The sequence below is a fragment of the Exiguobacterium sp. s191 genome (assembly GCF_018618955.1).
Taxonomy (GTDB): domain Bacteria; phylum Bacillota; class Bacilli; order Exiguobacteriales; family Exiguobacteriaceae; genus Exiguobacterium_A; species Exiguobacterium_A abrahamii.
On record NZ_JACSNC010000001.1, the window covers coordinates 1 to 25,810 of the forward strand.

Sequence of the window (25,810 nt, forward strand, 5' to 3'; positions counted from 1 at the left end):
GTGCGGACGGGATAAATGCTGAAAGCATCTAAGCATGAAGCCCCCTCCAAGATGAGATTTCCCTTTGAGTAATCAAGAAAGACCCCTCAGAGACGATGAGGTAGATAGGTCACGGGTGGAAGCATGGTGACATGTGGAGCTGAGTGATACTAATCGGTCGAGGCCTTGTTCTAGCAGATGCATTGTTGATGACTTCAGTTTTGAGGGCGCGAGCCTTTCAAAAAAACGAAAAAAAGTCTTGACGTTATGTGAACATAATGTTAAGATAATAAATGTCTGGTGGCGATAGCCAAGTGGTCACACCCGTTCCCATGCCGAACACGGAAGTTAAGCACTTGAACGCCGAAAGTAGTTGGGGGCTTCCCCCTGTGAGGATAGGACGCTGCCAGGCGATCGTTCCGCAATAGCTCAGCGGTAGAGCAACCGGCTGTTAACCGGTAGGTCGTAGGTTCAAATCCTACTTGCGGAGCCATTTATTACTTCTTCACCACGTACAATGGAGAGCTGTCCGAGTGGCCGAAGGAGCACGATTGGAAATCGTGTAGGCGTCAAAAGCGTCTCAAGGGTTCGAATCCCTTGCTCTCCGCCATCATCACTTTCAATTCATAATGGCCCGTTGGTCAAGCGGTTAAGACACCGCCCTTTCACGGCGGTAACACGGGTTCGAATCCCGTACGGGTCACCATTTATAGCGTCGCGGGGTGGAGCAGTCTGGTAGCTCGTTGGGCTCATAACCCAAAGGTCGTCGGTTCAAATCCGGCCCCCGCAATTACATACGGTCCTGTGGTGTAGCGGTTAACATGCCTGCCTGTCACGCAGGAGATCGCGGGTTCGAATCCCGTCAGGACCGCCATTGTTAAGGCTTTGTAGCTCAGTTGGTAGAGCAAAGGACTGAAAATCCTTGTGTCGGCGGTTCGATTCCGTCCAAAGCCACCATCTTTATCAACAACATGATTTTCCCATTTGTGGGGGGGTAGCGAAGTGGCTAAACGCGGCGGACTGTAAATCCGCTCCCTCGGGTTCGGCGGTTCGAATCCGCCCCCCCCCACCACCATAGGGGCATAGTTTAGCGGTAGAACTACGGTCTCCAAAACCGTCAGCGCGGGTTCGATTCCTGCTGCCCCTGTTTACCATGGCGATTGTGGCGAAGTGGTTAACGCACCGGATTGTGATTCCGGCATTCGTGGGTTCAATTCCCATCAGTCGCCCTCTTATTATTGGGCTGTAGCCAAGTGGTAAGGCACTGGATTTTGATTCCAGCACGCGAAGGTTCGATCCCTTCCAGCCCAGCTTTTCAAGCGGAAGTAGTTCAGTGGTAGAATACGACCTTGCCAAGGTCGGGGTCGCGGGTTCGAATCCCGTCTTCCGCTCCAATGAGTGGCGCCATAGCCAAGTGGTAAGGCAGAGGACTGCAACTCCTTTATCGTCAGTTCGATTCTGACTGGCGCCTCCAACTATTTCTCAATTAAATAGTTTTGCAAGAGATTGTGCCGGTGTGGCGGAACTGGTAGACGCGCACGACTCAAAATCGTGTTCCTTTGGAGTGTCGGTTCGATTCCGACCACCGGTATCTTGCGGGTGTAGTTTAATGGTAAAACCTCAGCCTTCCAAGCTGATGACGAGGGTTCGATTCCCTTCACCCGCTTTATACTTTTTACACAATCTGATGTTTCACCTGATCATGCGGGTGTAGTTTAATGGTAAAACCTCAGCCTTCCAAGCTGATGACGAGGGTTCGATTCCCTTCACCCGCTTACTAAAAAAGAGCAATGTGTCGTTTTCGCTGACACTTTGCTCTTTTTGTTTAGGAATGGGATTTTAAAGAGGAAAGGAGTAGATCGTGATGGATGGTGTACAATTGAAATTGGCTTTACAAGAGTACGCAGCAGAGATTGGAATCGATGAGCTGAAGGTGACGACGGCTGATCCGTTTCTTGTTTTAAAACGTAGACTCCAAGCACAACAGGAGAAAGGATTTGCTTCTGGTTTCGAAGAGCCCGATCTCGATCTACGAACGACTCCTGCGTTACTCGTAGAAGATGCTGCTTCGATCATTGCCATTGCGGTCGCGTATCCAAGTACTCTCAAAAATGCACCTCGTGGCAAGGAAGGGGAGCGACGGGGGATTTTTTGTCGATCGTCCTGGGGACTGGATTATCACCAGGCGTTGCGACAACGCTTGACGTTACTTGAAGAAAAAATTCAAGAATTGAGTCCAGGTGCAAGGACGCGCTCCATGGTCGATACAGGAGAACTCGTCGATCGAGCAGTAGCAGAACGAGCAGGTATCGGATTCAGTGGGAAAAACTGCTCGATCATCAGTGAGGAGCACGGATCCTATCTCTATCTTGGTGAACTGATTACAGATATCGTCCTACCGCCTGATCAGCCAGTCGAAGAATTATGCGGGACATGCAATAAGTGTATCGACGCTTGTCCGACGGATGCGCTTGTTGAACCTGGCGTCATCGACGCTAAACGGTGTATCTCGTTTTTGACGCAGACGAAAACATTACTACCAGAACCATTCCGAATGGCGCTTGGGAACCGTCTATACGGTTGTGATACGTGTCAGCAAGTATGTCCGTATAACCGGAAGAAGAATGCGACACATCACGCTGAACTGCAGCCGGATCCAGAACAAGTCAAACCGCTCTTAGTTCCACTCTTATCCATGAGTAACCGTGAGTTCAAGAGCCGGTTCGGTACGTTGTCTGGCGCATGGCGTGGAAAAAAGCCGATTCAGCGTAATGCGATTTGTGCGCTCGTCCATTATCGAGACAAGAGCGCGATTGAGGCGCTACGGTTAATGACAGAAACGGATGCCAGGGAAGACATGCGGGCGCTTGCACTCTGGGCAGTCGGTCGAATTGGTGGAATTGAAAAAAAGTCATATATCGAATCACGTCTTTTAGCCGATACTGCAGTGGATGTGCAGACAGAAGGACAACGGTTACTTGAGGAGTGGGGGGAAGCAGATGCCATTTCAACAGCTCACTTATGAGTTTGGTACATTGCTCGTCGCATGGGAAAAAGAGCAAATCGTGTATCTCGATTTTGGATTGAATGAAGAGCGTGCTCGAACCTATTTGCAAGAAGAAACCGACGACGGTGAATTACCGAAAGCTTGGCGCATGGCGTTTGATCGTTACGCAGGAGGCGATCGACAAGCGCTTGATACACTTCCTTGTCAGTTGCGTGTCACACCGTTTGCGGAGCAAGTGTTGCAAGCTTTACGAACCGTTCCGTTTGGTCAGACGATCAGTTACGGTGAACTGGCTCGAATGATCGGGAAACCAAAGGCAGCACGAGCCGTTGGTGGTGCCTTGAACCGGAATCCGATTGCGTTAATTTATCCGTGTCACCGTGTCATAGGGGCGACTGGTAAACTGACGGGTTTTGCAAGTGGGATTGCCCATAAAGAAGCGCTTTTAGCGCATGAGATAGGAGAGAATTGAACCATGGCTATTCATGTCGTTATGTATCAACCGGAGATTCCTCAAAACACAGGAAATATTTCACGCACATGTGCAGCGACGCATTCCGTCCTTCACTTGATCCGACCGCTCGGCTTCTCGACGGACGATAAGCAGCTTAAACGTGCAGGTCTTGATTACTGGGAATTCGTCGATGTCCGTTACCATGATTCGTTAGAAGAACTGTGGGAGAAGCATCCGGAAGGTATTTTCTACTATATTACGAAATATGGAGAACAGTACCCGAGCCAAATTGACTTATCGGATGTTGAACAGGATTATTTCTTCGTCTTTGGTCGGGAAACAAAAGGATTACCGCTTGAAGTCATCGATGCGAACGCAGAGCGTTGTATCCGTCTACCCCAATCGAATCTCGTTCGCTCACTGAACGTCTCGAACACGGCAGCGATCATCGTCTATGAAGCATTGCGTCAGCAAGGCTATGCAGGACTTCTGTAACGTAAGATAAGCAAAAGCTCCATCCTGAAGTAGGATGGAGCTTTTATGAATTATTCGTTACCTTCAGGTTTTTTGTTGTAGCCTGCAGTGAAGATTGCTGTCAAAAACGCAAGACTTACGCCGACCATTAAGATAAATGCCATTTTTGTTTCCCCCTTCAGTCTCTTGAACCGATATAATCTATTATAGTATACCTGTAAGTGAAATTGTGTGCTACATATGAATTTTCTATGAATGGAGACTCCACATGCGTACGAATGTTTACCTATTAAGTTATGCTCCGCTGATCAGCATCTTGTTATTTAGTACGTCCCTTGCGATTGCAACGACGGAACTTGCATTACATTGGCTCGATCAAGTCGGCGTGTACGATGAACTACTGCAACTCTTGACGGCACGCGATACGAAGCTTGTCGTTTGGCTTGGTTTTTTGATCGTTTACTTCATGATCTTTAGTTCACTTAAACTATTGTCAGATACGATCAATCAGCTCGGTTTTGCCTTTTTTATCAAGGAACAAGAGGGTACGACACTCGGCATGTTACGTCCGGGTAGTATTCTGTTACTTATCGGAGGTTGTGTCAGCTTTGCCTTCATGACGTCCTTCTTGCATGTCGGAATCGTGTTGCTTGTGTCTTTTTTTATCTATTTTATCTTTTACACGGTACAAATTAGTAAAATGACGAGTGCAGCAGGAGCCGTCGGTTTGATTATCTTTTCTTTCTTAGCCTGGGGTGTTCTGCTTGCTGGTCTATCGTGGGTCGGTCTGACTTTATTCAATTCGTTCGGGGAAGCGATTTTATTTCCGAGTTGACTTAAGGACGTAAAATCGTCGCCCACGTCTGGACTTGTAACGTTGCATTCGCCTCAACAGGGAAGGGACGCGGGCGATCTGCCCCTAGCCAAATCCCTCCGATATGTTGATTTTTAATACCGACGAACCACATGTCTTTGTTATCGTTCGTCGTTCCTGTTTTTCCTCCGATATAGCGCGCAGAGGAATCATATCCTTTGCGTCCCGTTCCATACGTCATGACATTCTTTAAACCAGCCCGTAATTCCCGGTTCGTCTGACTGGACCAAATCCGTTGTTCTTTTTCTTGTGGTCGTTCGACCGTTCCATTTTTAAGCGTAATACTTTTGATCATCGATGCCGGTCGATAGATCCCGTCATTGACGAATACGGAATAAGCGTTCGTCAGTTCATATGGACTGATCCCGTATTGCAACCCACCTAGGGCACTCGTAAAGGCATCATCCTCACGTGTCCATTGGCTAAACTGGAATGGACGGATGGACTTCAATCCTTCCCGGAAAGAGACAGCAAATGCTCGAATTGCTGGTGTGTTATAGGAGTAAGCGATCGCATCGGCAATCGTTACTTGTCCGAGAATTCGATTTCCGCTATTTGACGGACAGTAGCCATCGATACAGACGGGACTACCGTCTAACGTGCTCGACAAGCGGGCTTTCGTCTTCTCAAGGTAAGGACCGTAGACAAGTAACGGTTTGATGGCTGAACCAGGTTGTCGGTACGACTGCACTGCTCGGTTGAACTGACCTGTCAAATTCGATTTGTAGCCGACAAGAGCTGTGACTCCGTGTGTTTGTCCGTCGATGCCAACATAAGCCCCCTCAATCGGGTTGGGTAGATTGCGAAGAGCTTCCTTAGCCCGTCGTTGTTCTGCTGAGTCGAGATATGTCGAGATGACCGCACCTTGTTGATGCAGATATTCTGCAGCAAGCTTCTCACTCCAACCCTTTTTTTGAGCGGTCATCCGAACGGCAGCTTGAACGGTGGCATCGATATAGTCCGGATAAGGGACACTCGGTTTATAGGATCGAGGCGACACACGAGAAATAGCAAAATCTTTCGTCAGTACACGATCGCGTATTAACGCTTGAACGATTCGTTGCTGACGTTTTTTTGTGTTTTCAGGAAAGCGCAGCGGGTCATAAAGAGAAGGATTATTCGGAATTGCTGTCAGAAAACTGATTTCAGACCAACTCAACTCACGTGCCGGCTTATTGAAATAGGATTTTGCGGCAAGTTCGATGCCATAAATATTATTCGCGAAATAGGCTTGATTGACATACGCTGTCATCAGTTCTTTTTTCGAATATTTTTGCTCCAAAGACACAGCAATTAGCAACTCTTTTATTTTTCTAGTATATGTTTTTTCGTTTGTTAGATATGTCATTCTTGCTAGTTGTTGTGTGATCGTACTGCCACCTTGAGATTTAGAATCAGACTGGTTTTTCGTAAACGCGCGTAAGATTCCTGTGATGTCATATCCGTCATGTTGATAGAAACGCTGATCTTCGATAGCAACAAACGCTTGCTCGACTTTTTTCGGCAATGTTCGAGGTGTTAAGTCATCCCGTCGCAATCCGTCATAGAGCTCGACCCGTTTGTTTTCATAGGTTACGGTGATTGGTTGGTAGGAGGTCAGTGGATGTCGTGTCGTCTGTTCATCGGCCCAGAAAAAAAGTGTGCGTGCTGTTTTTAACTCATCTTTAATTGAAAATAAGGAAAACAGAAGCATCATCGTAAGACCAAGTAAGACGAGATATCCTGTCGTAATTCGCATGAGAACTCCTTTCAAAAAGCCATTTCATTCCTATTATCGGTCTTTTATGGAGAAATCAATAGATTTTTTTTCGATTTTTGTATTTTAATAAACCTATTTTGCAGGAATGTTATATTAAAAAGAGAAAAGATTGGGTATATAGAAGTATCTGTGGATTTTACAACGCGAATTGTCTGAAAAAAAAGAGCATAAATGGAGGGGACGAAATGGCTAAAAAGAATGTCGTTGCGATGTTACTTGCAGGCGGAGAAGGGAAACGTCTGGGAGCTTTAACGAAACATACTGCAAAACCAGCTGTTGCATTTGGAGGAAAGTACCGGATCATTGATTTCCCACTATCGAACTGTACGAACTCAGGAATCGATACAGTTGGTGTATTGACGCAATATGAACCACTTGAATTAAACCGCTATCTCGGAATCGGGAGTGCATGGGATTTAGATCGACGTAACGGTGGTTTGACGATTCTACCTCCTTACCAGGCGCAAAACGGAAAGAACTGGTATGAAGGAACGGCAAATGCCATTTATCGAAACATGAGTTACATCAACCAATTTGACCCTGACTATGTTCTTGTCTTATCGGGCGATCATATTTATAAAATGGATTATGAACAGATGATTGAAGAGCATCGTCTTGGCGGAGCGGACGTAACAATCTCTGTTCGTGAAGTACCATGGGAAGAAGCACCACGGTTCGGAATTCTCAACACGGATGATGATCTCCGGATTAATGAATTCGAAGAAAAACCACAGAATCCAAAATCGAATCTTGCATCGATGGGAATCTACGTCTTTAACTGGGATGTATTAAAACGCCATTTGATTCAAGATGCTGGCGATGCGGAATCAAGCTTTGACTTCGGTAAGAACATCATTCCGAACATGCTCTTTGAAAACCTCAATATTCGTGCTTATAAATTTAAAGGATACTGGAAAGATGTCGGAACGATTCAATCGCTCTGGGAAGCGAATATGGACTTGTTGACGGCAGAACCAGAGTTTGATTTATATGATCCTTCTTGGAAAGTCTATTCGGTCAACCCGAATCAGCAACCACAATATATCGGGAATGCTGCGACAGTCGAGACATCAATCATCAATGAAGGATGTCATATCGAAGGTGAAATCAATCATTCGGTTCTCTTCCATGGTGTCGACGTAGCAGAAGGATCACTCGTCAAAGACTCGGTCATCTTCCCGAACGTCAAAATCGGACGAGACGTCACGATTCATCGGGCGATCTTAGCAGACGGTGTGATCGTAGAAGATGGCGCAACGATCGGTTCTCCAGACGGAGAAGTTTTCGTCATTGAAGCAGAAAGTATCGTCAAGAAGAACGAAGTCATCAAAGAAGCGATTCAATAAGGGGGATATTCGAATGAAGGTCGATTTATTAGGTGTCATCAATCTGAGTGGGGAAGAAGGCTTTTTCAAGGAATTGACGGAGCATCGTAACTTAGCGGCAGTTCCATTTGCAGGGCGTTATCGGTTGATCGATTTTACATTAACGAACATGGTACAAAACGATATCGCGAACATCGGGATTTTTACGCTCGAGAAATATCGTGGCATGATGGACCATCTTGGATCTGGTAAAGAGTGGGATCTTGACCGTTCAAACGGTGGACTCTATATCTTCCCACCTGCATTGTCACAAGATGCGAACGAGTTCCGTGGGGATCTATCGAACTTCCACCTTCACCGTGATTTTTTCCTTCGCAGTAAGGAAAACTATGTCGTCGTCTCTGGTTCAAACATCTTATCCGCGGTGGATTATCGCGATGTATTACGTGAACATAAAGAATCGAATGCGGATATTACGGTCGTCTATACGAAGCGTGAACTACCTTGTAAATACTGCCGCCCGATCCGTTTTGGTGAACAGAATCGCGTGACAGCGATTGGATCACGCGGATTCCAGCCGACGGATGAGACGTTCTACATGGAGACGGTCGTTCTATCGAAAAATCTCTTTGTTCGTTTAATTGATGAAGCGATTGCTCGTGGTGAGTACGATTTACTTCAGAGTATCATTCGTTCGCAACTGAACCGTCTACACGTGCACGGTTATGAGTACAGTGGTACATCACAAGTCATTCACTCGCTTCGTTCATACTATCGTGAGAGCATGCTGTTGCTTGAACAATGGGGAGCAATCAATGACTTCCAGCACGTCTATACGAAAATCAAGCATGAGCCACCGACACGTTATCTACCGGGTTCTGACATCAAGAACTCACTTGTCGCGAACGGCTGTAAATTAGAAGGAACGACGACGGACAGCATCTTGTTCCGTGGTGTCAAAGTCGGTAAACACGCTCGTGTCAAGAATTCGATCATCATGCAAAAATCAGTCATTGAAGAAGGCGCGGTCGTTGAGTACGCGATTCTCGATAAAGAAGTCACCGTCAAACGCGGTCAAGTCATCCGCGGAACGGCAGAAGAACCAATCGTCATCAAAAAACAAACAATCGTTTAAAGGAGATGTCATTCATGAAGGTATGGTTTGCTGCCACGGAAGCGACACCCTTCATCAAGACAGGGGGGCTAGCTGACGTCGTCGGCTCGCTCCCTTTAGCGCTTGCTGAGGAAGGGGCGGACGTTTCAGTCGTCTTACCCAATTACGGTCAGATCAAGGAGCAATACAAATCAGAGATGGAGTTTTTATTCGACTTCATCGTACCGGTCGGCTGGCGCCAGCAATTTGGTGCTGTCCTCCGATTGAAACAAGATGGTGTGACGTTCTATTTCATCGATAATGAGTACTACTTCAAACGGGATGGCGTCATTTATGGACATTACGATGATGCGGAACGGTTTGCGTATTTCTCACGTGCTGTCCTTGAGATGATTCAACATCTGGATCGAAAGGAAGTACCGGATGTCATCCATTGTCACGATTGGCAAACAGGTGTGATTCCAGCGTTCTTACGCATCCATTATCAGCATCTTGAGCGCTATCAAGATATTAAAACGGTCTTTACGATCCACAACTTACAGTACCAGGGTGTCTTCCCGGAAGAAGTGCTCGGTGACTTACTTGGTTTGAGTCATGAACATTTCACAGCGGATGGGATCGCTCATAACGGTCTCGTCAATTACATGAAGGCAGGACTTGTCCACTCCAATCAAATCACGACAGTCAGTCCATCGTACCGTGATGAAATCATGGATCCGTATTACGGTGAGACACTTGAGCCGGTCTTGCAACATCGCGCTGTCGACGTGCGTGGAATCTTGAACGGAATCGACTATCGTCAATTTGATCCTGCTCATGATACGCATCTCGTTGAGACGTATTCCGTTGATACCGTCACGGAAGGAAAAGCAAAAAACAAGGCTGCCTTACAAGAGGAACTAGGTCTCCCGATCAATCCGGACGTACCACTGTTCGGTTTCGTTTCTCGTCTTGTCGACCAAAAGGGAATCGATTTACTCGCGCATATCTTACCAGACTTGTTCGAACTCGATGCGCAGTTCATCATTCTCGGATCGGGTGAAGCGGAATATGAAGGGTTGTTCCATCATGCGACATCGATTCGTCCAGACAAAATCGCTTCTTATATCGGATTTGACGTTGGTCTCGCACAACGGATCTATGCAGGAAGTGATGCTTTCTTGATGCCTTCGCGTTTTGAACCGTGTGGTCTCAGTCAGTTGATTTCGATGAAGTATGGCTGTTTACCGGTCGTTCGGGAAACAGGTGGGCTCCGTGATACGGTTAAACCGTTCAATCAGTTCACGTTAGAAGGAAATGGATTCTCGTTCGCGAATTATAATGCACATGAGTTTTTAGAAGCGATTAAACGTACGATTGAGGTGTATCATGATCGACCAGTCTTTGAGCATTTGATTGAGACAGCGATGAATGAGGACTTCAGTTGGTTGCGTTCAGCCGACGAATACTTGGCTTTATATCGTTTGATTGCACCGTCCGCCACTTGATCGTATCACTGGGAAAAGGGGTTACGTCATGTTCAAAGATAAAGAGAAGTTCAAGGAGAGGTTTACGGAACGATTCGTTTCGATGCATGGCAAGGCAATAACAGAAGCAACAGAAAACGATATCTATCAGACACTTGCCTATCTGGTACGTGAGACGGTCACGACCGACTGGTTACGAACGAAGGAAACGTATATCCATAAAAAAAGTAAGCAAGTCTATTACTTTTCACTCGAGTTTTTACTCGGACGTTTCCTGCATAACAACCTATTGAGTCTTGATGTCTTAAAGGATGTGGAACGGGGACTTGACGAACTCGGATATCAGCTCAGTGATTTGACAGAAGAAGAGCCGGAACCTGGACTTGGGAACGGAGGGCTCGGTCGTCTCGCGGCGTGTTTCCTCGATTCCCTGGCTGCGCTGGGTCTGCCTGGACACGGGAACGGAATCCGGTATCAGTACGGTCTGTTTAAGCAAAAAATCATTGATGGTTATCAAGTCGAGTTACCGGATAACTGGCTGAAGAACGGGAACATGTGGGAAATCAGACGTTCTGATAAAACGGTCGATGTTCCATTCGGTGGACACGTTTGGCTTGAAGAGGTCGGTGATGGATATCGCGTCCATCATGAACCGGCTGAAATCGTCCGTGCTGTTCCGTACGATATGCCGATCGTCGGCTATCAAAACAATGTCGTCAATAACCTGCGACTTTGGAGTGCTGAGTCTCCACTTGATGATGATGAATTACTTAGCCAATACCGTGGGAACTATAAAGATTTACTGGCACATAAACAATCGATTCAGACGATTTCAGAGTTTCTGTATCCGGATGATACGACGTATGAAGGAAAAGAGCTGCGTCTAAAGCAACAATATTTCTTCGTCTCTGCTGGATTACGGAGTATCTTAACGTCCTTTAAAAAGCGAAATCATTCATTGAAGCAACTCGGCAACCATATCGCTATCCATATCAACGATACACATCCGGTCGTCGCGATTCCAGAGTTGATGCGGATTCTTGTCGATGAAGAAGGATTTGGCTGGGAAGAAGCATGGCGCATCACGAAGAGTGTCATGTCGTTTACGAACCACACGTTACTGTCAGAAGCACTCGAGCGCTGGCCGATCGATTTGTTCCGTCGCTTGTTACCGCGCATCTACCTCATTATCGAGGAAATCAACCGACGCTTCTGTAAGGATGTGCTTGCAAACTATCCACACATGGAAGCGCATATGCGAGATATCGCCATCATCGCGGATGACCGGATCAACATGGCGAATCTGGCTGTCGTCGGCACGCATTCGACGAATGGTGTCGCTCAGATTCATACTGAGATTCTGAAGCAGCGCGAGATGCGACTATTTTATGAGATGTTTCCGCTTCGCTTTAATAATAAGACGAACGGAATTACACATCGTCGCTGGTTCCTCTCATCGAATCCAGCACTGGCAAATCGTGTGACAGAAGCAATCGGGGATAGTTGGATTCAGCATCCGTCCGATTTGCAAAAGTTGACGAAATGGGCAGAGGATTCAGCATTACAGAAGGACATCGCCGAGATCAAACTTCAGCGTAAAGAAGAATTAGCGTTGCTCATTGAAAAAGAAACCGGTATCGTCGTGGACCCAACCTCGATTTTTGATGTTCAAGTCAAGCGATTGCATGCGTACAAACGTCAACTCTTGAATGCGTTACACATTCATTCGCTCTACTATCGTCTGAAGGAAGACCGTTCCTTCACGATGACACCGCGGACATTCATCTTTGGTGCAAAGGCGGCGCCAGGCTATCATTATGCAAAAGAAGTCATTCGTTACATTAATGCATTGGCACGCTTGATTAACGATGATCCAGACGTCAGTCCGTACTTGAAAGTCGTCTTCTTAGAAAACTATCGTGTATCGCTTGCTGAGAAAATCTTCCCGGCAAGTGACGTCAGTGAACAGATTTCGACTGCAAGTTATGAAGCCTCTGGAACCGGCAACATGAAGTTCATGATGAATGGTGCACTGACAATCGGAACGCTCGACGGAGCGAACATCGAAATTCGAGACGAGGTCGGGGATGCGAACATCTTCATCTTCGGCTTAACACCGCAAGAAGTCATGAATTATAAGCAGTACGGTGGTTACAGTGCATACGATCAATACAATGCTCAACCCGAGCTACGACGGATTATTGATAGTCTAGTTGATGGAACCTTATTTGCTCCAGGTGAATTCCAAGCGATTTACGATTCATTATTGACGTATAATGATGAGTATCTGATCCTGAAAGACTTCATGTCGTATCAACAAGCGCAGGAACGAATTGATCGGATGTATCAGCAACCAGAAGAATGGTATAAACGCGTCATTCTTAATATTGCGCGGTCAGGTGTGTTTTCAAGTGACCGAACGATTAAAGAGTATGCGAATGCGATCTGGAACATCAAACCGATTCAACTCTGAACAAAAAGACACTGACAGATGTTTCTGTCAGTGTCTGATGCTTACGAACGGGAGACATCTTCACCACGGCTGACCCAATCACTATAAGAGCCGGCATAAAGCCGGACATCGGTTTTCCCGAGTGAATGGAGAGCGATGACATTGACACACGCTGTCACACCACTTCCACAATAGAGGATAGGTGCTGTGACCGGTAGGATGTCGGCGTACAATTCTTTCAAATCTTCCGCGTCCCGTAAGCGACCATCTGGTGAGAGTGCTTGTTCGAAGAAACAATTCACGGCACCTGGAATGTGGCCGGCGACGTGATCGAGTGGTTCGATTTCTCCACGGTATCGATCGGGCGCACGGGAATCGATGACCATCGTTTCTGTCAGCTGATCCTTCAGCTCTTCGAACGAGACGAGCATCTCATCTTGAAAACGAGGCGCGTACTGAGAAGGTTCATAAGTAGGAACGTCGTCCGTGACCGGAAGATCGAACGCTAGGTAAGAGGAGAATCCGCCCTCAAGGACGACGACACGCTCATGTCCGATCCATTTAAATAACCACCACGCACGAGCTGCATAAGGAAAACCATCGTCATACAAGACGACGAAGTCTTCTGGTGTCACACCATGCTGTTCCAGTGTGTGTTGCCACGCTTCTTTTGAAGGAAGCGGATGCCGACCGCCGACCTCATCGATGGGACCGGAAAGGTCAGTCGTTAAATCCAGGTGCTGTGCACCTTCGACGTGTTGTTCCAAGAAAGCATTTCGTCCATATTCAGGTTGTTGCAAGTCATATCGGCAGTCAAACCAGCGAATCTGATCCGTTCGGACGAGCTGTTGAAGATCTGCCATTTGAATCGTAGGAAACATGCCTCATCACCTTACCCTTTCTAGTGTTAATCATATGAAAGGTATCGCATCATCGCAAGTCTTACCCTCATTTAAAAAAGGAGTCGATTTACCATGTCATGGAAAGAAACATATCAAAAATGGGATCAGTTCGCTGATTTAGACAGTACATTAAAAGAAGAATTAGTCAACCTAGCAACGGATGAAAAAGCAGCCGAAGAGGCATTCTATAAAGAACTCGAGTTCGGAACAGGTGGTATGCGTGGGGAAATCGGTGTCGGGACGAACCGGATGAACGTATATACGGTCCGAAAAGCATCACAAGGGTTCGCGGCATTCATTAAGGCGTCGGGGGAAGAAGCGGCAGCAAAAGGAATCGTCATCGCACACGATTCACGCCATTTCTCACCAGAATTTGCGCTGGAGGCGGCACGGACGCTCGCAAGTAACGGCATCAAAGCGTATCTGTTCGACGGTCTACGTCCGACACCAGAACTTTCGTTTGCAGTTCGGTCTTTACAAGCAGCGGGGGGGATCGTCATCACGGCGAGTCACAACCCACCAGAGTACAATGGTTATAAAGTATACGGGGATGACGGTGGACAACTTCCACCAAAAGAAGCGGATGAACTCGTTTCGTACGTCAGCCAAATCGAAGATGAGCTGTCGATTGAACTTGAGCAAGAAGAAGTCCTTCGTGCGAACGGATTGATCGTCCGTGTCGGAGAAGAACTCGACGAAGCGTACCAAGACAAATTACAAACGATTCGTGTCTTACCTTCGATTCAATCGGAATTAGCGGATCCACTTAAAATCGTCTTCACACCACTTCACGGAACAGGTCTTGTGCCTGTAACAGAAGGATTGAAACGTTACGGATTCGAACAGGTGACAGTCGTCAAGGAGCAAGCGGAACCAGACGGTGCGTTCCCGACCGTGACGTCGCCGAACCCGGAAGAACATGCTGCCTTTAAACTGGCGATCGAATATGGTGACCGGACAGATGCAGACATCTTGATTGCGACGGATCCCGATGCTGACCGTGTTGGAGTCGCAACACGTGATGCAGACGGAGAATGGACAGTCCTGACAGGGAATCAGACGGGAGCGTTATTGCTCGACTACATCCTTTCACAAAAAGCGGCACAGGGAACACTTCCAGCGAACGGATTCGTCGCGAAGACGATCGTTACTTCAGAACTGGGTGCATTGATTGCGCGTCACTATGATCTTCATGTCGAGAACACGTTGACAGGATTTAAGTTCATCGGGGAAAAAATCAAACAATACAACGCATCGGGTCAATATGAGTATCTCTTCGGCTATGAAGAGAGCTATGGTTATCTCATCGGAGACTTCTGCCGAGACAAGGATGCCGTCCAAGCGTGCTTGTTAGCTGCTGAGATGGCTGCGTATCACAAAAAAGAAGGACGGACGCTCTATGAGGCATTACAGGCGATTTACGAGCAGTTCGGGTACTTCGAAGAATCACTCCGCTCTCTAACGCTCAAAGGGAAGGATGGCGTGGCACAGATCGGGCGTATCATGGATACGTTCCGTGAGAATCCGCCAAAACAAGTGGCTGGAGAACAGGTCGTCTTATTCGAGGACTATGATGCGAGCATCGCCCACGATTTGAAGACGCATCAACCTTCACCAATCAACTTGCCAAAATCCAACGTACTGAAGTTTACGCTCAGCGATGGATCATGGTTCTGCCTTCGTCCATCGGGTACGGAACCAAAAATCAAATTCTACTTCAGCGTCACGTCACCAGATGCTGCTGAGACGACACGGAAACGTCAGCAGATCGAAGATGAAGTCATGCAAGAAGTCGAACAAATTCAATAAGTCCCATGCAGGATCACGTCATCGACGGGGTCCTGTTTTTTATCTCAAAGCATCAAAAAGTGAAATCCGTGCAACCGGTACCATTTTGAGGTACAGTAAACGAGATAGAGTTTATACGATAGAGGAGTTGGAAGACAGATGGAACGGATTCAACTAACAGAAGATTTATCATTCTCACGCATTATTCATGGCTTATGGCGATTGAATGAATGGGAGATGACGAAAGAAGAGCGTCTCGAATTGATCGAAGCATGCCTTGCTTTAGGAATTACGACGTTTGATCACGCGGATATCTATGGCGACTACACGAATGAACGCTTATTCGGAGAAGCGCTTGCTTTAAAACCGGAATTACGTGACCGGATGGAGATTGTCACGAAGACGGGTATCAAGATGAAAGGGAATCATTTCTCGGATCAGTCGTTATCATTCTATGATACGACGAAAGAGCATATCATCAAACAAGTGAACCGTTCTCTTCAAGAACTCGGTGTCGAGTATGTTGATACGTTGTTGATTCACCGTCCAGATCCGTTGATGGACCCGAACGAGATTGCTGAAGCGTTCGTAGAGTTGAAGGACGCAGGAAAGGTACGGACATTCGGTCTCTCGAACCATACACCTGCGCAACAAAGTCTCATTCAGTCGCGCTTACCATTCATGCTCGTGACGAACCAACTCGAGTTGTCGGTTTCGGAACTGAAACATTTCGAGGATGGATCCGTTGATCTCTGTCATGAAAATGAGATGCCGTTGATGGCATGGAGTCCGCTTGCAGGCGGTCGTCTCTTCAAGGACGAGCAATATGCACCGTTACGCGAAAAATTAGCGGAGATCGCAGAGACGATCGGGGCAGAAGAAATCGACGAAGTCGCATATGCATGGTTGCTCAAACATCCAGCACGTATCATGCCAATCGTTGGTTCTGGTAAGATTGAACGCATCGAATCTGCGGTTCGTTCGACGAAATTGTCGTTGACACGCGAACAGTGGTTTGAGATTTTGAAGGCATCACGTGGTCGTGACGTCGATTAATTGATTTTGAGATAGAAGCGAATCAATGCGTAAATTGTCCGTTAGCGAAATAAAGTGAGAGGATCGTTTCCGATATATCATCCGGAAGTGATCCTCTCTTTCGCTTACGTATAGAACATATGTCAAAAAAGTAAACAAAAAAAGCCCCATCTCAAGGGGGAGGAGAGATGGGGGATCTATGAGGTTAAGCTTCTAAGCGAAGCATCTCCTGACGATATTTATCTAAACGATCTTTACTTGCTGACATGGCAGCTTGGTCATTGGCTTGAATCGCATCGAAGAGCGTACTGAGCTCATAATCGATTTCGAGACGTAGCACTGGAATTCGCTGCTCTGCATCTTGTCTACGGAAAGCTTCAATTACTTGTTTCATCTCGGCCACGCTCCTTTATAAGTTGTCAGATAATTCTGATTTTTATTAGTATACTTGATTATTCCCGGATTGCCTAGTGCTAAACCTAAAAAAATCTAAAAAAACACACTTGAAATCCTGACGGTTCCAAGTGTGGAAAATTCATTCTGGAATGCTGAATCGTGCCTCTAAGCGATGCTGAACACTTTGAATGAGTGTTGACATGATCCAGTAAATCGCAGCTGAGAATAGAAGCAACGGCATGACAAGATACGTCGTAGCTGAAATCTGGTCAGAGACGTATGTCAATTCCTCAACAGCAACAATCGTACCGAGTGATGTCGATTTGATGATATCGATGACAGAGTTCGAAAGTGGTGGAATCGCCCGAGATAGTGCTTGCGGCAAGATGACGTCCTTGAATGTCTTACGGCGCGGAATACCGAGCGAGTCAGCGGCTTCCCATTGTCCACGATCGACAGAGGAGATGGCAGCCCGGAACGATTCCGAGATATACGCAGAAAAGTGAAGCGATAAGCCGAAGGCGAGAGCTTGGAATCCAGTCAATTGAAGGACAACGAGACCATTGTATAAAATCAGGATTTGTAACAGCAATGGTGTTCCTCGGAAGAAGGAGACGTATAAACGTGCAAAACCGCTAAAGACGGCAAGACGGCTATCACGCATGACGGCAAGAATCAACCCGAGAATAAGCGCAAAGACGATGGCGAGACCACTTGCAAGAAGGGTCGTACCAATCGCCTTTGCGTAGACGTCCGAGTTATCTCGGACGATCGTCAGTAATTCACTCACTTACTGATATCCTCGTTGAAATACTTCTTACCGATTTTTGCAAGAGTGCCGTCTTCTTGCATATCAGCGAGTGCTTTATTGAAGTCTTCTGTATACTTACTGTTTTTTGCCATCATGAAGCCTGATTCGTTCTTGTCGAATGTTTCACCGACCGCTTTAACTTTGTAGCCTGCTTTCTTCAGCTCCGTCAAGACGAAGAGACGATCGTTCATAGCAGCATCAACACGACCTGCTTCAAGATCTTTTAAGACTTGGTTCGCACCTTTGTAGTATTTCACTTTCGCGCCAGCTTCTTCAGCTGTTTTGGCATAAAGTGAACCTTGTGTCGAACCGACTGTTTTTCCTTTTAAGTCGTCGAGTGTTTTGATGTCGTTCGTTTTATTGTTGACGATGATCGTTGAACCAGAGACCGTATACGCATCAGAGAAAGCGTATTTTTCTTGGCGCTCAGGCGTGATTCCCATTTGGTTCGCGATGACATCGATCCGTTTTGAATCAAGTGCTGGAATGAGTCCTTTGAAGTCCATCGCTTTGTAGTCGACTTTATAGCCGGCACGTTTTGCGACTTCGTTCATGACGTCTACGTCATAACCTGTCAATTTTCCTTTTTCTTTATACGTGAAAGGTGGGTATGTTGCTTCTGTACCGACTGTAATGACTTTTGACTCTTTATCAGAACCTGCGTTGTCGTTCGAAGCGCCGCATGCTGCAAGCACCCCCGCTGTCGATAATGCTGCTACAGCTAATTTCAAACCGTGTTTCATAGCGCTCTCTCCTTTATAAATGAATGATTTCAATTCCTAGTTTTCGAATAGGATTAATTTTAAGCTACAAGCAGTATCATACAAAGTTACAGGAACGTCTGTCAATAAAAAAGACTGCCCTTAAAAGGACAGTCTGAAACATCGTAACTGATCGATGATACGATTAACGGATCGTTGCTTCCGTCGCAGAGTCGAAGAAGTGTGCTTTTGTCATATCGAAGAAGAGATCAAGCTGCGATCCCATCTCGACGTGTGAACGTGAATCAACACGTGCCGTGAACGCTTGTTGTCCAACTTTTGAGTAGAGATAAGACTCTGCACCCATCAATTCGGATACTTCGATATGTGCTGGGAAGCGATGCGCTGTTTTAGTGTCTTGGTAGATCAATTCCGCATGGATGTCTTCTGGACGAATTCCGAGGACGAGATCCTTGTTCGTGTAACCGCGATCGCGGAGAACTTTCATTTTTCCTTCTGGTACTTCGAATTTCTCTTCTGTTCCTGAAACGTGGAAGAGACCGTCTTCCGCTAATTTACCTGTTAAGAAGTTCATCGATGGTGAACCGATGAATCCAGCGACGAACATGTTATCTGGGTGATCATAGACTTCTTTCGGCGTACCGACTTGTTGAATGATACCCGCTTTCATGATGACGATTCGTGTCGCAAGCGTCATCGCTTCCGTCTGATCGTGCGTAACGTAAATCGTCGTCGTCTCAAGACGTTTGTGTAGCTGAATGATTTCCTTACGCATTTGTACCCGCAATTTAGCATCTAAGTTCGAGAGCGGCTCATCCATCAAGAAGACTTTAGCATCACGAACGATGGCGCGACCAATTGCTACCCGTTGACGCTGACCACCAGAGAGTGCTTTTGGCTTCCGCTCGAGGTATTCTTCAAGACCAAGGATACGAGCTGCGTTATCTACGCGTTGCTTGATTTCATCTTTTGGGAACTTCCGAAGCTTTAATCCGAATGCCATGTTATCGAAGACGTTCATGTGTGGATACAACGCGTAGTTTTGGAAGACCATCGCGATATCGCGATCTTTTGGCGCTACATCGTTCATGCGTTTGCCATCGATGATGAAATCCCCACCTGAGATTTCTTCGAGCCCAGCGATCATCCGAAGTGTCGTTGATTTACCGCAACCTGATGGTCCGACGAAGACGATGAATTCTTTATCTTTAATGTGAAGGTTGAAGTCATCAACCGCTTTTGCATCACCTGAGTAGATTTTATCGATATGTTCAAGACGAATTTCAGCCATGTGTAGTTCCCCCTAATGTAAATGATGAAATAATAACGCTTACAAGATTTAGTATAAAAGAAGTCAGGGAGTCTGCCTATGGACAACCTGACTAAATGCAAACGTTTTCAATTAGGCATTATGCTACAAGAAGTAAGGTATAGAGGAAAGTAGCGCCTTCAAATGAGCGAACATCGATTCCAGTCTGCTCCGTCAATCGGTCGAGTCGATACTGGAGGCTATTTCGATGTAAGAATAGATGTTTTGCTGTCAGGGAGACGTTCAAATTAGCTCGGCAAAAAGCAAGGATTGTCTCACGAGACTCTGCCTCAAGGGAACGAATGAACTGATCGACGAGTGTCGCGCGGTGCCGGTCATCTAGACTCGCAAGACGGATCATGGCAGGCAAGAAGCGTTCGATGTGCATCGAAGGAACGAAAGCAAGCGCTGCTTGTTCAAGTTGGAACTGAACGGCGATATCGCCTGCAGCACGTTGTTGACCAAGCAATACCTTACCGTCGAGTACAAAATCAGATTGTAACGCTAAAAATAAATCGGATAGTTCAGACTCAATGACAAACTCTTCGCGTTCGACGACCGTGAAGCGGTGTGTGCTAAAAGGAATAAGGATGCTCGTCTGCGAAAAGAAAGAGGAGAGCAATTGTTGAATTTCTTCACTTGTCCGTTCATCGGTTGGATTGAACAAAAAATGGACAAGTCGGAATGACTGATCTTCGAGGGCATGAGCAGATTGGATACGCTCTCGCCATAGATCGATATCAGACCGCGACGTCGTGATGATGCGTTCAGCGAATACATCAAGCAGTTGTTGTTCGCGGTCAGAGATGGCAGTCGCCTTGATTCCAAAACAGAGTCCATCTTCAAGGCGATATACGCTATACTGTTCCTGGCAATAAACATTCGGATCGGTCGTAAGCTGGTCATTGAATACAGTCATCAGTTGTCGTAACACACGGCATCACTCCTAAATCGTACATAACTATCTCGACTTTACCATAAGTCGAAAATCGGAAGGAATGATAACTTATGTCAGATACGTTTTTACTCGTATTGAAACTTGTCGGAATCATTGTCATTGGGGCCCTGATTGGCGCAGTCACGAATCATCTAGCGATTCGGATGTTATTTCGACCACTTGAACCGAAATACATCGGAAAATTTCGCGTGCCGTTTACGCCGGGTCTGATTCCTAAACGGCGAGATGAACTAGCAGCGAATCTCGGACGGACGGTCGTCAAGCATCTCTTGACGCCAGAAGGGATCGGGAAACGTCTCGCATCACCAGCTGTTCGTGGAGCTGTCACACGGCTCGTCGAACAAGAAGTCATGAAATGGACACGTTCAGAAGAGACGACGGAAGCGTGGATTAGTCGATTCATCGACGAACCAAAACAACGGATTCAAGGGAAAATCAGTTATCACTTGGAGCAGGAGTTTTCACTCCTCATGGGTAAATGGCGTGAAAAATCCGTACGCGAGTTGATCGGGGAAGCCGGAGAACAAAAAATCGAGGAGGTCATGCCAAGACTCGTCACATCCGTATTGCACCAAGCAGAGGAATATTTTGATGGACCAGAAGGACGTCTACAACTCGAGGAAACTGTTGCTCGTTTCATCCAACAGCGTCTCGGAGGTGGGATGTTCGGGATGTTGCTCGCGAACGTCAACGTCGTTGATATGATTCAGCCGGAGCTGAAACGGGTACTTCAATCAGAGTCGACGTCTCAGTTCATCCTTGCCTTATTACGTCAGGAATGGCAAAAGGGACTAGATCGTCCACTGTCGTCTTATATGACAGAAGAGACGGAGTCACGGATTCGACAGACCGTCAAAGAACAAGTCTTGGCGCGTTTACCGATTGAATCGATGCTTGCTACACCATTACGCGTCTGGTTGAATCCCCTCGAGTCACAATTACTCGAGCAACATGTCCCTGTCGTCATCGATCATCTATTCGAACGGACGACGAATCAAATCGGGCAAATTCTACAAACGCTTGATCTCGAAACGATTGTTCGAGAAGAGGTCGGTTTGCTGGATACTGCGTATCTCGAGGAAATCGTCTTATCGATTTCCAAGCGAGAATTCCGGGCTATCACTTGGCTTGGAGGGTTGTTAGGTGGTTTAATTGGATTGATACAGGCGGGGCTTTATCTCGTCTAAACAAATTGGAGGTTTTACTCATGGCAGAAACAAACTTATACGATCACGCGTACACACTGGAGCGTGCATTACGTGAGACTTCGGAGTACACGACATTAAAAGATTTGTACACGCAAGTTAACGCGGATCCGGAATCAAACGAATTGTTTGCATCGTTCCGTAACATCCAACTCGAATTACAGCAAAAGCAGATGCAAGGTGAAGAAATCACACCAGACGATATGGCGTCTGCCCAAACAAAGATGCTTGAAGTCCAAAACAACCCATTAATCAGTCAGCTGATGCAAGAAGAGCAACGGATGCATACGATGTTGACGGAAGTCACACAAATCATCATGAAGCCGTTAGAAGAACTCTACGCGCCAATGATGGAGCAACAAGACGACGTTCAATAAGTCATCAAAAAGGAAGACGCGCCATTATGGCCGTCTTCCTTTTTTGTATGGCTCAAGATGAAGTAGGGACGATCCGTGGCAAGTAAGCGCGCTCGAAATGAATCAAACGACCTGAACGTGTGACACGTGCTGCATGATGAGCGTACCCACTCTCATTGAGACGCCGAATCCCTTCTTCTCGTGCCTGTCCATCAGTCTCTGCTTCAAAGACGTCATCGAGTAACGTTTCACCACGATCTGAAAAGACTGTAATCGTATACTGCATACTTGTTCCTCCCTTGTCTGATCGGTCTTGTATTTAGTATAGTGAATCACCATTCATTTTACAAGCGCAAGTCTAAGTCTTGCCACGTCAACTGTCGCGCAGCGGGAGGAGTAGTCAGGTGACTGACCGTCATACCAATCAAGCGGATCGGTCCGTCGAAGGTGATGCCATTGAAGAGTTTCGTTGTTTCCTCAAGTAATCGTTCTTCGTCCGCCGTCTCTTCTGAAAATGTATGCCGTTTCGAACGTGACTGGAATGTATCGGTCTTCCACTTGATCGTGATCGTCCGGCAGACGAGTTCTTTTTTTTGAAGACTCGCAATGACGGATTTTGATTCTCGAATCAACGTCTCAAATATCGTATCGATATCCTCCGTATCTTCTTCAAATGTTGTCTCAGAACCAATCGATTTTCGCTCGCGTTCCGGACGAACCGGACGCTCGTCGATCCCGTGTGCCATCGCATGCAGTTCCGTTCCCCGATCACGTCCAAGTATTGCTCGTAATTGTTCGACCGGCATTGCTTGGACATCTGCGACGGTTTCAATCCCTTGCTTTCGTAACGCTTGTTCCGTGACTTTTCCGACGCCGTGTAAATCTCCAATTTTTAATGGAGACAAGAAACTGAGGACGTCCTCTGGAGGAACGACCGTCAAGCCGTTCGGTTTCTCGTATCCGGAAGCGACCTTCGCGACGAGCTTAGAGTTAGAAACACCAGCAGAGGCCGTCAGACCTGTCCGTTCTTTAATTTGCTGAAGAACATATTGCGCGATATAGGTCGCACTTTTTTGATCAAAATAATTTTCCGTGACGTCAAGATACGCTTCATCAAGCGAGAGAGGCTCGACGAGCGGTGTCACTTCTCGAAAAAGCGCCATGATTTGCGCACTGACAGCTCGGTAGACGTCAAAGCGGGGACGAATGAAGACCGCACGGGGGCAGAGCTGGAAGGCACGTCTTGACGGCATCGCGCTATGGATCCCGTATTTCCGTGCTTCATAGGAACAGGTCGCTACGACACCACGTGCATGAGGCGGTCCACCGACGACGACGGGAACACCTTTTAATCGAGGACGATCGCGTTGCTCGACGGAAGCGTAAAAGGCGTCCATATCAATATGAATGATTTTTCGTTCCATCGTACAAGCATCTCCTTTCAGTAGATATGATACAATTAGTATAACGAACTTATGTTCTGATATCTATTTTTTTGGTCGACTGTTCTTTGGCATCCGAACAAGAGCGCCTAACCATCCACGCCAGCGCATCCAGTAGAAGATGCCACCGGTCGAGAGAAAAATTAGACCAAGGGATAGGGCGTAACCGTATTTCCATTCTAATTCCGGCATGATTTTAAAGTTCATCCCCCAAATCGCACCGAGAGCCATCGTCGGTGTCGCGACGGCAGTAAAGATTGTTAATGCCTTCATGATTTCGTTTCCACGGAAGTTCGAGACGGTCGTCGATAAGTCGAGCAGGACCTCAATGTCTTTTTGATAATGTTCAATGAGCATCAACAGACGGCGGACACGTTTCGTAGCTAGTTTCAACGAGAGATCCTCGAGATACGCGTCCTCGTCGAGAAATGATTCTTCACCAGCCATGACGAGCTCTTGAAACGGAACGATTAAATCGGACCAGTTCTCGATCGTGTCGCGTAAAGCGAAGATGCTATCGAGCGAATCTTCATTGATGCTGCCACGTAGTTCATCTTGTCTTGAGAACAGTTCAGTCTCAAACTGATCGATACCGGCAAAATACGTGTTCAGCTGTAAAGCAAGAATCGTATAAAAAGCCGCAAAGGGATGCGCGGGAGAATAGGGAGCGACCAGGGACACGATCGAATCCGACAATCCGATTGTGATGAGTTTTTCTTTCGTTACGTAAAAGCAAATCGAGCGGCGGTCACTTTTGTCGACAGGATTTTGCCAGGTGACGACAGCGCCATAGAGAACCCCTTTTTCCGAGCGGGTGAAGTTCATGTCTTTCGATCGCAGCTGCGTCACCCAGTCCATTTCGGATTGGTCGACGGCAGCCGTCGGAAATGTTTGTTCATAGTCAGCTAAATCGAGATAGCGAGACCAATTAAATTGAGGTTCCAGTTCCATGTTCATGACTCCCATATAGTAGAATGAAATAGTATATGCATTAAGTGTAGTCAATGGAATATAAAAAAGACACCTATTTTACAGATAAAGGACGTGTTTCAAGTATGAAAGGAATTGGTAAATTAGCAGTTGGAGAAACGCTCGATCAACGAGCGATGATCAAGCAAGCGGTCAAAGGAATTGCAGCAAATGGGAAACCATACTTGACGCTCATCTTGACGGATAAGACAGGTGAAATCGAGACGAAGATGTGGGATACGAGTGATCTTGAAAAATATGCGCCGAAGTCAATCGTCCATGCTGCTGGAGAAGTCATGGACTATCGGGGACGGACACAACTCAAGCTCAAACAAATCACGGTCCTAGAGGAGACGAATGTCGAGGACTATGTCCAATCCGCGCCGATTCCGCGAGAGCAGATCGAGACGGAAGTACTCGCGTTCGTAGAATCGATTCAGAACAGTGATATGAAAAAGCTCGTTAAACATTTGATTACTTCACGATTCGACGCCTACTTCACGCATCCGGCAGCGGTCAAGAACCATCATGCTTTTTACTCGGGGCTGTCATACCACGTCCTTTCGATGTTGCGTCTAGCGGATCAAATCGCTCAACTCTATCCGACCTTAAACCGTGACGTGCTAATCAGTGGCATCATTCTGCACGATTATGCGAAAATCAAGGAGTTATCCGATCCGGTTGCACCGGAATATACGTTGCCTGGTAAACTCGTCGGTCATATTACGATGATGGTAGCGGAACTTGAGAAAGTCGGAGCAGAATTACAAATTGACGCAGAAGTACTGACGGTCTTGCAACATCTCGTCTTAAGTCATCACGGACGACCGGAATGGGGTTCTGCCGTCGCACCACAGATGCGCGAGGCAGAAGTCTTGTTCTTGATCGATAACCTTGATGCACGGATGACGATGATGGATCGTCTCCTTGAATATGTCGAGCCAGGACAGTTCTCGGAACGATCATTTGCATTAGATAATCGTGCTTTTTATCGTCCGAAGCTATAAGGGGGA

At 46.7% G+C, this 25,810-nt stretch carries 23 protein-coding genes, 15 tRNA genes and 2 rRNA genes; 30 read left to right on the forward strand and 10 right to left on the reverse strand.

Features of this window, described 5'->3' with window-relative positions:
• The 21 genes from KNQ09_RS00005 to KNQ09_RS00105 form a co-directional block, all read left to right on the forward strand.
• Window positions 1-173: ribosomal RNA gene (locus tag KNQ09_RS00005) — 23S ribosomal RNA — on the forward strand; the annotation flags it as partial.
• Between the two features lie 102 nt (window positions 174-275).
• A 5S ribosomal RNA gene (rrf, locus tag KNQ09_RS00010) occupies window positions 276-391 on the forward strand.
• Between the two features lie 6 nt (window positions 392-397).
• Window positions 398-472, forward strand: a tRNA-Asn gene (locus KNQ09_RS00015).
• 26 nt (window positions 473-498) lie between these two features.
• Window positions 499-589, forward strand: a tRNA-Ser gene (locus KNQ09_RS00020).
• A gap of 21 nt (window positions 590-610) precedes the next feature.
• Window positions 611-685: transfer RNA gene (locus tag KNQ09_RS00025), tRNA-Glu, on the forward strand.
• A 10-nt stretch (window positions 686-695) separates the two neighbouring features.
• A tRNA-Met gene (locus KNQ09_RS00030) sits at window positions 696-769 on the forward strand.
• An 8-nt stretch (window positions 770-777) separates the two neighbouring features.
• Window positions 778-853, forward strand: a tRNA-Asp gene (locus KNQ09_RS00035).
• A 7-nt stretch (window positions 854-860) separates the two neighbouring features.
• Window positions 861-936 (forward strand) — tRNA-Phe (locus KNQ09_RS00040).
• Window positions 937-967: 31 nt separating this feature from the next.
• Window positions 968-1,051: transfer RNA gene (locus tag KNQ09_RS00045), tRNA-Tyr, on the forward strand.
• 4 nt (window positions 1,052-1,055) lie between these two features.
• Window positions 1,056-1,126, forward strand: a tRNA-Trp gene (locus KNQ09_RS00050).
• A gap of 9 nt (window positions 1,127-1,135) precedes the next feature.
• A tRNA-His gene (locus KNQ09_RS00055) sits at window positions 1,136-1,208 on the forward strand.
• A 10-nt stretch (window positions 1,209-1,218) separates the two neighbouring features.
• Window positions 1,219-1,290, forward strand: a tRNA-Gln gene (locus tag KNQ09_RS00060).
• A gap of 8 nt (window positions 1,291-1,298) precedes the next feature.
• Window positions 1,299-1,373, forward strand: a tRNA-Gly gene (locus KNQ09_RS00065).
• Between the two features lie 6 nt (window positions 1,374-1,379).
• Window positions 1,380-1,453: transfer RNA gene (locus tag KNQ09_RS00070), tRNA-Cys, on the forward strand.
• 36 nt (window positions 1,454-1,489) lie between these two features.
• Window positions 1,490-1,570 (forward strand) — tRNA-Leu (locus KNQ09_RS00075).
• A 4-nt stretch (window positions 1,571-1,574) separates the two neighbouring features.
• Window positions 1,575-1,645 (forward strand) — tRNA-Gly (locus KNQ09_RS00080).
• A gap of 38 nt (window positions 1,646-1,683) precedes the next feature.
• Window positions 1,684-1,754, forward strand: a tRNA-Gly gene (locus KNQ09_RS00085).
• 89 nt (window positions 1,755-1,843) lie between these two features.
• Window positions 1,844-3,004, forward strand: coding sequence for a tRNA epoxyqueuosine(34) reductase QueG (gene queG / locus KNQ09_RS00090; RefSeq protein WP_064300395.1), 1,161 nt, complete (start codon window positions 1,844-1,846; stop codon window positions 3,002-3,004).
• Entirely contained in the window at window positions 2,979-3,458 is a 480-nt protein-coding gene (locus KNQ09_RS17525; RefSeq protein WP_214857012.1) for a methylated-DNA--[protein]-cysteine S-methyltransferase, read from the forward strand. The genes queG and KNQ09_RS17525 overlap by 26 nt, the downstream gene beginning before the upstream one ends.
• A gap of 3 nt (window positions 3,459-3,461) precedes the next feature.
• On the forward strand, window positions 3,462-3,935 hold the full coding sequence (gene trmL / locus KNQ09_RS00100; protein WP_023467320.1) for a tRNA (uridine(34)/cytosine(34)/5-carboxymethylaminomethyluridine(34)-2'-O)-methyltransferase TrmL: 474 nt from the start codon (window positions 3,462-3,464) through the stop codon (window positions 3,933-3,935).
• 247 nt (window positions 3,936-4,182) lie between these two features.
• Complete coding sequence (locus KNQ09_RS00105; protein ID WP_029340917.1) at window positions 4,183-4,749, forward strand: DUF5366 family protein; 567 nt, start codon at window positions 4,183-4,185, stop codon at window positions 4,747-4,749.
• Between the two features lies 1 nt (window position 4,750).
• Here the strand turns inward: KNQ09_RS00105 and KNQ09_RS00110 are convergent, their stop codons facing one another.
• Window positions 4,751-6,526: a transglycosylase domain-containing protein gene (locus KNQ09_RS00110; RefSeq protein ID WP_214857014.1), complete on the reverse strand. Its 1,776-nt coding sequence runs from the start codon at window positions 6,524-6,526 to the stop codon at window positions 4,751-4,753.
• Between the two features lie 206 nt (window positions 6,527-6,732).
• Between KNQ09_RS00110 and KNQ09_RS00115 the strand changes: the two genes are divergently transcribed.
• Genes KNQ09_RS00115 through KNQ09_RS00130 form a run of 4 tightly spaced genes read left to right on the forward strand, consistent with a single transcriptional unit; the run spans window position 6,733 to window position 12,925 of the window.
• Window positions 6,733-7,893 (forward strand): glucose-1-phosphate adenylyltransferase, encoded by a 1,161-nt coding sequence (locus KNQ09_RS00115; RefSeq protein WP_214857016.1) that lies wholly within the window; start codon window positions 6,733-6,735, stop codon window positions 7,891-7,893.
• A gap of 13 nt (window positions 7,894-7,906) precedes the next feature.
• Window positions 7,907-9,007 carry a glucose-1-phosphate adenylyltransferase subunit GlgD gene (glgD, locus tag KNQ09_RS00120; RefSeq protein ID WP_023467325.1) on the forward strand — a complete coding sequence of 367 codons (1,101 nt, stop codon included), beginning with the start codon at window positions 7,907-7,909 and terminating at the stop codon, window positions 9,005-9,007.
• A 14-nt stretch (window positions 9,008-9,021) separates the two neighbouring features.
• Complete coding sequence (glgA, locus tag KNQ09_RS00125) at window positions 9,022-10,473, forward strand: glycogen synthase GlgA (protein ID WP_029340919.1); 1,452 nt, start codon at window positions 9,022-9,024, stop codon at window positions 10,471-10,473.
• Between the two features lie 28 nt (window positions 10,474-10,501).
• Window positions 10,502-12,925, forward strand: a complete 2,424-nt coding sequence (locus KNQ09_RS00130) for a glycogen/starch/alpha-glucan phosphorylase (RefSeq protein ID WP_214857018.1) — start codon at window positions 10,502-10,504, stop codon at window positions 12,923-12,925.
• A gap of 41 nt (window positions 12,926-12,966) precedes the next feature.
• On the opposite strand, the gene KNQ09_RS00135 is transcribed toward KNQ09_RS00130, so the two are convergent.
• Complete coding sequence (locus KNQ09_RS00135; RefSeq protein WP_133207896.1) at window positions 12,967-13,785, reverse strand: sulfurtransferase; 819 nt, start codon at window positions 13,783-13,785, stop codon at window positions 12,967-12,969.
• A gap of 93 nt (window positions 13,786-13,878) precedes the next feature.
• On the opposite strand from KNQ09_RS00135, the gene KNQ09_RS00140 reads away from it, so the two are divergent.
• Together KNQ09_RS00140 and KNQ09_RS00145 are read left to right on the forward strand one after the other, a co-directional pair.
• Window positions 13,879-15,615 (forward strand): phospho-sugar mutase, encoded by a 1,737-nt coding sequence (locus KNQ09_RS00140; RefSeq protein WP_214857019.1) that lies wholly within the window; start codon window positions 13,879-13,881, stop codon window positions 15,613-15,615.
• A 138-nt stretch (window positions 15,616-15,753) separates the two neighbouring features.
• On the forward strand, window positions 15,754-16,650 hold the full coding sequence (locus KNQ09_RS00145; RefSeq protein WP_058265034.1) for an aldo/keto reductase: 897 nt from the start codon (window positions 15,754-15,756) through the stop codon (window positions 16,648-16,650).
• A 184-nt stretch (window positions 16,651-16,834) separates the two neighbouring features.
• Here KNQ09_RS00145 and KNQ09_RS00150 read toward each other — a convergent pair whose 3' ends face one another.
• From KNQ09_RS00150 to KNQ09_RS00170, 5 genes are all read right to left on the reverse strand, one after another.
• Window positions 16,835-17,023, reverse strand: coding sequence for a hypothetical protein (locus tag KNQ09_RS00150; protein WP_023467331.1), 189 nt, complete (start codon window positions 17,021-17,023; stop codon window positions 16,835-16,837).
• Between the two features lie 141 nt (window positions 17,024-17,164).
• Window positions 17,165-17,815 (reverse strand): amino acid ABC transporter permease, encoded by a 651-nt coding sequence (locus KNQ09_RS00155; RefSeq protein WP_023467332.1) that lies wholly within the window; start codon window positions 17,813-17,815, stop codon window positions 17,165-17,167.
• A complete protein-coding gene (locus tag KNQ09_RS00160) occupies window positions 17,812-18,579 on the reverse strand; it encodes a transporter substrate-binding domain-containing protein (RefSeq protein ID WP_133207898.1) in 768 nt (255 codons plus the stop codon). Before KNQ09_RS00160 ends, KNQ09_RS00155 begins: the two co-directional genes overlap by 4 nt.
• Before the next feature lie 163 nt (window positions 18,580-18,742).
• A complete protein-coding gene (locus KNQ09_RS00165; RefSeq protein ID WP_023467334.1) occupies window positions 18,743-19,849 on the reverse strand; it encodes an ABC transporter ATP-binding protein in 1,107 nt (368 codons plus the stop codon).
• Between the two features lie 118 nt (window positions 19,850-19,967).
• Complete coding sequence (locus KNQ09_RS00170; protein WP_050677719.1) at window positions 19,968-20,801, reverse strand: PucR family transcriptional regulator; 834 nt, start codon at window positions 20,799-20,801, stop codon at window positions 19,968-19,970.
• A gap of 74 nt (window positions 20,802-20,875) precedes the next feature.
• Here KNQ09_RS00170 and KNQ09_RS00175 point away from each other — a divergent pair, with 74 nt between their 5' ends.
• Window positions 20,876-22,012, forward strand: coding sequence for a DUF445 family protein (locus KNQ09_RS00175; RefSeq protein WP_087679746.1), 1,137 nt, complete (start codon window positions 20,876-20,878; stop codon window positions 22,010-22,012).
• A 20-nt stretch (window positions 22,013-22,032) separates the two neighbouring features.
• Window positions 22,033-22,407 (forward strand): YlbF/YmcA family competence regulator, encoded by a 375-nt coding sequence (locus KNQ09_RS00180; RefSeq protein WP_023467337.1) that lies wholly within the window; start codon window positions 22,033-22,035, stop codon window positions 22,405-22,407.
• 52 nt (window positions 22,408-22,459) lie between these two features.
• Here KNQ09_RS00180 and KNQ09_RS00185 read toward each other — a convergent pair whose 3' ends face one another.
• The 3 genes from KNQ09_RS00185 to KNQ09_RS00195 all read right to left on the reverse strand — a co-directional run bounded on the left by KNQ09_RS00185 (window position 22,460) and on the right by KNQ09_RS00195 (window position 24,779).
• Window positions 22,460-22,672 (reverse strand): YhzD family protein, encoded by a 213-nt coding sequence (locus KNQ09_RS00185; protein WP_087679747.1) that lies wholly within the window; start codon window positions 22,670-22,672, stop codon window positions 22,460-22,462.
• Between the two features lie 58 nt (window positions 22,673-22,730).
• Window positions 22,731-23,810 carry a DNA polymerase IV gene (gene dinB, locus KNQ09_RS00190; protein WP_133207900.1) on the reverse strand — a complete coding sequence of 360 codons (1,080 nt, stop codon included), beginning with the start codon at window positions 23,808-23,810 and terminating at the stop codon, window positions 22,731-22,733.
• A gap of 63 nt (window positions 23,811-23,873) precedes the next feature.
• A complete protein-coding gene (locus tag KNQ09_RS00195) occupies window positions 23,874-24,779 on the reverse strand; it encodes a magnesium transporter CorA family protein (protein WP_023467340.1) in 906 nt (301 codons plus the stop codon).
• Between the two features lie 104 nt (window positions 24,780-24,883).
• Between KNQ09_RS00195 and KNQ09_RS00200 the strand changes: the two genes are divergently transcribed.
• Window positions 24,884-25,804 (forward strand): HD domain-containing protein, encoded by a 921-nt coding sequence (locus tag KNQ09_RS00200; RefSeq protein ID WP_029340932.1) that lies wholly within the window; start codon window positions 24,884-24,886, stop codon window positions 25,802-25,804.
• The last annotated feature ends 6 nt before the right edge of the window (window positions 25,805-25,810 follow it).

Coding starts and splice junctions, on each gene's coding strand:
- KNQ09_RS00180 (WP_023467337.1), top strand. CDS start 22,033: ATGGCAGAAACAAACTTATACGATCACGCGTACACACTGGAGCGTGCA.
- KNQ09_RS00110 (WP_214857014.1), bottom strand. CDS start 6,526: ATGCGAATTACGACAGGATATCTCGTCTTACTTGGTCTTACGATGATG.
- KNQ09_RS17525 (WP_214857012.1), top strand. CDS start 2,979: ATGCCATTTCAACAGCTCACTTATGAGTTTGGTACATTGCTCGTCGCA.
- glgD (WP_023467325.1), top strand. CDS start 7,907: ATGAAGGTCGATTTATTAGGTGTCATCAATCTGAGTGGGGAAGAAGGC.
- glgA (WP_029340919.1), top strand. CDS start 9,022: ATGAAGGTATGGTTTGCTGCCACGGAAGCGACACCCTTCATCAAGACA.
- KNQ09_RS00175 (WP_087679746.1), top strand. CDS start 20,876: ATGTCAGATACGTTTTTACTCGTATTGAAACTTGTCGGAATCATTGTC.
- trmL (WP_023467320.1), top strand. CDS start 3,462: ATGGCTATTCATGTCGTTATGTATCAACCGGAGATTCCTCAAAACACA.
- KNQ09_RS00130 (WP_214857018.1), top strand. CDS start 10,502: ATGTTCAAAGATAAAGAGAAGTTCAAGGAGAGGTTTACGGAACGATTC.
- KNQ09_RS00165 (WP_023467334.1), bottom strand. CDS start 19,849: ATGGCTGAAATTCGTCTTGAACATATCGATAAAATCTACTCAGGTGAT.
- KNQ09_RS00150 (WP_023467331.1), bottom strand. CDS start 17,023: ATGAAACAAGTAATTGAAGCTTTCCGTAGACAAGATGCAGAGCAGCGA.
- KNQ09_RS00160 (WP_133207898.1), bottom strand. CDS start 18,579: ATGAAACACGGTTTGAAATTAGCTGTAGCAGCATTATCGACAGCGGGG.
- KNQ09_RS00105 (WP_029340917.1), top strand. CDS start 4,183: ATGCGTACGAATGTTTACCTATTAAGTTATGCTCCGCTGATCAGCATC.
- KNQ09_RS00145 (WP_058265034.1), top strand. CDS start 15,754: ATGGAACGGATTCAACTAACAGAAGATTTATCATTCTCACGCATTATT.
- KNQ09_RS00195 (WP_023467340.1), bottom strand. CDS start 24,779: ATGGAACTGGAACCTCAATTTAATTGGTCTCGCTATCTCGATTTAGCT.
- KNQ09_RS00115 (WP_214857016.1), top strand. CDS start 6,733: ATGGCTAAAAAGAATGTCGTTGCGATGTTACTTGCAGGCGGAGAAGGG.
- KNQ09_RS00185 (WP_087679747.1), bottom strand. CDS start 22,672: ATGCAGTATACGATTACAGTCTTTTCAGATCGTGGTGAAACGTTACTC.
- KNQ09_RS00140 (WP_214857019.1), top strand. CDS start 13,879: ATGTCATGGAAAGAAACATATCAAAAATGGGATCAGTTCGCTGATTTA.
- KNQ09_RS00135 (WP_133207896.1), bottom strand. CDS start 13,785: ATGTTTCCTACGATTCAAATGGCAGATCTTCAACAGCTCGTCCGAACG.
- dinB (WP_133207900.1), bottom strand. CDS start 23,810: ATGGAACGAAAAATCATTCATATTGATATGGACGCCTTTTACGCTTCC.
- KNQ09_RS00200 (WP_029340932.1), top strand. CDS start 24,884: ATGAAAGGAATTGGTAAATTAGCAGTTGGAGAAACGCTCGATCAACGA.
- queG (WP_064300395.1), top strand. CDS start 1,844: ATGGATGGTGTACAATTGAAATTGGCTTTACAAGAGTACGCAGCAGAG.